This is a genomic window from Aquabacterium sp. UBA2148 (genome assembly GCF_002328915.1).
Lineage (GTDB): Bacteria > Pseudomonadota > Gammaproteobacteria > Burkholderiales > Burkholderiaceae_C > Aquabacterium > Aquabacterium parvum.
On the sequence record NZ_DCXA01000113.1, the window covers coordinates 1,595 to 5,453 of the forward strand.

5 protein-coding genes and 1 pseudogene are annotated in these 3,859 nt (G+C 69.0%); 2 read left to right on the forward strand and 4 right to left on the reverse strand.

What is annotated here, in order from left to right; translation table 11 throughout:
• Both B2W70_RS06110 and B2W70_RS06115 read left to right on the forward strand, forming a co-directional pair.
• Positions 1-899, forward strand: an 899-nt coding sequence (locus tag B2W70_RS06110) for an FIST signal transduction protein (RefSeq protein WP_286743853.1), incomplete at its 5' end; no start/stop codon positions are given.
• Between the two features lie 86 nt (positions 900-985).
• Positions 986-1,456 carry a hypothetical protein gene (locus tag B2W70_RS06115; RefSeq protein ID WP_286743856.1) on the forward strand — a complete coding sequence of 157 codons (471 nt, stop codon included), beginning with the start codon at positions 986-988 and terminating at the stop codon, positions 1,454-1,456.
• A gap of 33 nt (positions 1,457-1,489) precedes the next feature.
• On the opposite strand, the gene B2W70_RS06120 is transcribed toward B2W70_RS06115, so the two are convergent.
• The 4 genes and pseudogenes from B2W70_RS06120 to B2W70_RS06135 form a co-directional block, all read right to left on the reverse strand.
• The gene (locus B2W70_RS06120) at positions 1,490-2,203 is read right to left on the reverse strand and encodes a GntR family transcriptional regulator (protein WP_286743859.1); all 714 of its coding nucleotides are present in this window, start codon (positions 2,201-2,203) and stop codon (positions 1,490-1,492) included.
• A 7-nt stretch (positions 2,204-2,210) separates the two neighbouring features.
• Complete coding sequence (hpxZ, locus tag B2W70_RS06125; protein WP_286743862.1) at positions 2,211-2,636, reverse strand: oxalurate catabolism protein HpxZ; 426 nt, start codon at positions 2,634-2,636, stop codon at positions 2,211-2,213.
• 70 nt (positions 2,637-2,706) lie between these two features.
• Complete coding sequence (locus B2W70_RS06130) at positions 2,707-3,405, reverse strand: cysteine hydrolase family protein (protein WP_286743865.1); 699 nt, start codon at positions 3,403-3,405, stop codon at positions 2,707-2,709.
• Positions 3,402-3,859, reverse strand: a pseudogene (locus B2W70_RS06135) (ABC transporter ATP-binding protein); the annotation flags it as partial. The gene B2W70_RS06130 and the pseudogene B2W70_RS06135, both read right to left, overlap by 4 nt.

The window sequence follows — 3,859 nt, forward strand, 5'->3', positions numbered from 1 at the left end:
ACTTGCCGACCCATGGCGGCTGGCGGGCCCACACCGCCCAGGTTCACGCCGACGCGCGCAGCCCCGAGCTGGCCGAGCTGATCGCGGAGCTGGCCGCGCGCACCGACACCGGCTACCTGTTTGGCGGGCTCAGCGCCGGGCGCCATGGCAGTCCGCACCTGGCCTGGTCACCAGTTGCGTCTGCCGAAGCCGCGCCAGGCTCCGAATGGGCCAGCAGCGGTGTGTGGCACGGTGGCCTGTCGGGTGTGGCGTTCTCGCCAGGCGTGCGGCTGGTGTCTCGCGTGAGCCAGGGCTGCACGCCGGTGGGGCCCCGCCGCGTGGTGACGCGGGCCGAACGCAACGTGGTCTATGAGCTCGACGGCCGCCCCGCCCTGTCTTGTTTGCTCCAGGACCTGGGCATGACCGCCACCACCGCGAGCGAAGGCTGGCAGCGCCAGGCCCTGCCCAAGGTGCGCGCCACCCTCGCGGGGGTGACCGATGCCGGCAGCGACCTGCTGGAGCACGGTCGCCACTTCGGCGCGGACACGCGCGTGCGCCACCTCATCGGGCTGGACCCTGGCCGCCAGGGCGTGGCGCTGGCCGACAACGTCGAGGAGGGCATGCAGCTGGCGTTTTGCCAGCGCCATCCGCAAGCTGCCCGGCAAGACCTGGTTCGCGCTTGCGCCGAGGTGCGCGAGGAGTTCGACCCCGACGAGCACCCCGGACGCGAGGCGGTGGGGGCGATCTACGTCAGCTGCGCCGGCCGTGGCGGTGCCCAGTTCGGCGGGCTCAACGCGGAAATGGAACTGGTGTCGCATGCGCTGGGCAACCTGCCCATCGTCGGGTTCTTCGCGGGGGGTGAGGTGGCCCGCCACCACCTGTACGGCTACACCGGGGTGTTGACGGTGTTCGGGCGTTGAGCCCTTCCCCCCGTTTCCCCCAAAAGAAGGCCCCACCGAAGGGGATTTCCAGCGAGGGCTCCCATCTGGAAACTGGCATCTGCCCGTTGTCCGACCTGCAGGAGTTCGCCGTGATCGCCCGTCCCCTTCGCCGCACTGGCCCCATTCCATTCGCCCCCTTCCCTCCCCTGGCCGATCACTCGCTGGCAGTCGCCTCGCGTGAAGGCCGCGAGCACCGCGCGCGCTCTCGCTGGCTGGCGCCCCCCCACGCAGCGGCTCACACCTTGACCGCAGGACGCTCCACCCCGAGCGCGCCGCAGCATTCGCTGGCCACAGCCAAGCCCCAGTCCGACCACACCGCATTGCCCACCCCAGTCGCGGCGCCCGACACCGGTCGCTCACCGCGCGGGTCCTGTCACGCGGTCTATCACGGGCAGGGCACGCTCAGCGTGCTGTCTTCGATCACCGGGCACCACTACCGCTTTGAAGGGCGGGGCTGCACGCTCACCATCGACCCCCGGGACCGCCTGGTGCTGGGTCGCCTCAACGAATTGAGCATTCACTCCGCGTCCATCTGAGGCCGCTGAGCCATCGGCACAGGGCTCATCGGGTCAGGCGAGCTCGGCCGCCAGCCGCTGTCGAGCCTGGTAAAGCATGTCGAGCGTGATGTGCCGCACCTCCAGCTTGCTCTGCTCAACGTGAGCGCGCAGCAGGCGTTGCGCCTCGTCGGTGCGCCGCCTGGTGATGGCCCTCACGATGCGCGCGTGTTCGTCGTAGGTCAGGTCCACGCGCGCAGGCTTGATGAAATCCAGCCTCCGGATGATGCGGATGCGCTCGGTGATGTCTGCGTGCACACGGGTCATCTCGCTGTTGCCCACCGCCCGAACCAGGGCAGCGTGGAACTCTTCGTCCATCTGCCCCACGGGCAGAGGGTGATTGAGGCGGTCTTCCGCCGGGACCAGCCAGGTGTCGGCCAACTCGCGCAGCGTGGGCCGCTCCTCGGCTTCGCAAAGGCGCGCCACGGCATGGGTTTCCAGCAGGATGCGCAGGTCGTAGAGCTGGTCGAAGGCCTCGAAATTCAGCGGCGCAACCTGCCAGCCACTTTTCGGGAACACGAGCAAGAAGCCTTCGCGTTGCAGGCGCTGCAGGGCCTGCCGCAAAGGCGTGCGGCTGACTTGCACGCGTTGGGTGAGGTCGGCCTCCGAGAATCGGTCACCTGGCAGCAGGTGAAAGTCGAAGATCAACTGCTTGATCTGGGCGTAAGCCCGCTCGGCCAGGGTGGCGGCGGGCAGGTCAGCAGGAGACAGAACCGAAACCAGGGTCATGGTGCCTTCAACGCGGGGGAGATCCGGGTGGCGCACTTTTGTCCAAGGGCACCATGCTCACGTGAGCAGACACGATTTTCCACCCCGAAGGCAGGCGCACCCAGGTCTGGGTCTGGAAACCGTGCAAAGGGGTGTCGCTGCGGCGGAACTCGCACATGGCCACGGCCATGTCGGCGCCGAAGGTGGTGATCCGCACATCGTGCAGGGCGCGCGTGAAATCAGGGGCTGGCACGCTGGCGCGGTAGGCCACCAGGGCCGCGTGGCCTTTTTGCGTGTCGGCGATGCCGTAGCGGGTGACGGCATCGTGCTGCCAGAAATAGCCGTTGAGCGCGTCTGCATCGTTGGCCATGAGCGCGGCCTCGTAATCGAGGAACAGCGCGGTCAGCTCGGCGACAACATCGGGGCGATTGACCTGGTCGGGTGGCAGGGTCATGGAAGCGATGGGTGGCGGGTGGTCAGTTGGGGGGTGATCGTCAGGCCGATGGCAGGCACCTGCGGCCCGCTCACAGCGGCGTGGCCGCCACCGGCGCCAGGGCCGACAGCAGCTCGGCGCTGGGTGCGGTCCAGCCGACGATGCCGCCTTGCGCGCGGATCATCGCCAGCGTGGCGGCCTTGAATTCAGGGAAATAGCTCTCGGTGCCATCCTCGACCAGCAGGCAGTCGTAGCCGCGGTCGTTGGCTTCGCGCATGGTGGTCTGCACGCAGACCTCGGTGGTCACGCCCATGATGATGAGGTGCGTGATGCCGCGTGACGCGAGCAGCTCCTGCAGGCCGGTGGCGTGGAAGGAGCCTTTGCCAGGCTTGTCGATGACGGGCTCGCCGGGCAGAGGCGCCAGCTCGGGGATGATGCCGTGGCCCGGTTCACCCTGGATGAGGATGCGCCCCATGGGGCCGACGTCGCCGATGCGCAGGCTGGGCGAGCCGCGCAGGCGCTTGGCGGGCGGGCAGTCGGACAGGTCGGGCGCGTGGCCTTCGCGGGTGTGGATGAGGAGGCCGCCGGCGGCGCGCCAGGCGTCCATCACTCGGCGCACGGTGGGGATGATGGCGCGCAGCAAGTTGACGTCGTTGCCCAACGAGGCGCCGAAGCCGCCAGGCTCGACGAAGTCGCGCTGCATGTCGATGACGATGAGCGCGGTGTGCGCGACGTCGAAGTCGAATTCGAAGGGCTGGGCGTTGAGGGTCAGGGGTGCGAAGCGGGTCATGCGGCCTCCTGGTGTGTGCCGTGGTCGTTCGGCCCGTGGTGGTGGCCGCCCATGAAGCTGCCGAGCACGTGGCGGTCGGCGTCGCGTGCGTCGCAACTGTGCACCACCTGGCCTTCGCTCACCACGACGATGCGGTCGGCGAGCTTGAGCAACTCGTCGAGGTCTTCGCTGATGAGCAACACGGCACCACCAGCGTTGCGCACAGCCATGATGCGCGAGTGGATCTCGGCCACGGCGGCGAAGTCGAGGCCGAAGACGGGGTTGGCCACGAGCAGCACGTCGACCTGGCCGTCGAGCTCGCGGGCCAGCACGGCGCGCTGCACGTTGCCGCCCGAGAGCGATCGGATGGGGGCGTTTTCACCCTGGGTCTTGATGCCGTAGGTGGCGATGAGTTCGCGCGCCTGCTGGCGCAGCACGCCGCCGCGCAGCCAGCCGCCACGGGCGGCCGGGGCCT

Excerpts from the sequence above, each read along its gene's own strand:
- hpxZ (WP_286743862.1), bottom strand. The coding sequence starts at position 2,636 with ATGACCCTGCCACCCGACCAGGTCAATCGCCCCGATGTTGTCGCCGAG.
- B2W70_RS06120 (WP_286743859.1), bottom strand. The coding sequence starts at position 2,203 with ATGACCCTGGTTTCGGTTCTGTCTCCTGCTGACCTGCCCGCCGCCACC.
- B2W70_RS06130 (WP_286743865.1), bottom strand. The coding sequence starts at position 3,405 with ATGACCCGCTTCGCACCCCTGACCCTCAACGCCCAGCCCTTCGAATTC.